The organism is Mesorhizobium sp. M7A.F.Ca.CA.004.06.1.1, assembly GCF_003999135.1.
In the GTDB taxonomy this organism is placed as follows: Bacteria; Pseudomonadota; Alphaproteobacteria; order Rhizobiales; family Rhizobiaceae; genus Mesorhizobium.
The window spans coordinates 1-500 of sequence record NZ_RZPQ01001420.1 but is presented as its reverse complement, the minus strand read 5'-3'; the positions used below and the strand labels follow the sequence as shown (position 1 = coordinate 500).

At 63.4% G+C, this 500-nt stretch carries 1 protein-coding gene; it reads right to left on the bottom strand.

Going from position 1 to position 500, the window contains the following annotated elements; genetic code table 11:
- A partial coding sequence (locus tag EN906_RS36710) for a DUF3309 family protein (RefSeq protein WP_127375891.1) occupies window positions 1-114 on the bottom strand: 114 nt, incomplete at its 3' end.
- Window positions 115-500: the final 386 nt, after the last annotated feature.

Here is a 500-nt window from a genome sequence, read left to right as displayed (position 1 = left end):
GAGGCCGCCGCCGCCATAGTAGCCGGCGCCATAAAAAGGACCTCCGCCGAGGCCGCTGAAGCCGCCAAGCAGGGCAAGGATAAGAATGATGATCAGTATGGTTCCAAGGCTCATGGCTTTCAGCTCCCGTTAGCGCTGACGCATTGGGTCGAACATCGCGGCCGCGATGTTCGAGGACGAGAACGTTCCCAAGGCTCTACCGTTCCGTGCGATCGTGGCAACGGAAACGGCCATCCAACGTGATGGAAGCCAGAACTTTGATACCGGCACGCCAATGAACGCGGAAAGCCCGCCAGTGTGGCGGGCCTTCCGACCAGCCGGAGGCCAGGAACATGCGGCCGGGCCTCAGGGCCGGTTCGGCACCTCCAGTCCCGGCACCTCCAGCATCAGCGGCGCGCGATCAGGAGGCAGAGTTGCCGGAGGTCGCGGTCGTAAGCGCCTTCGCTGCCGAGCACGTCGACGCAGCGCTTCTTCATTCGCGCCACGTTGCTATCCGACAT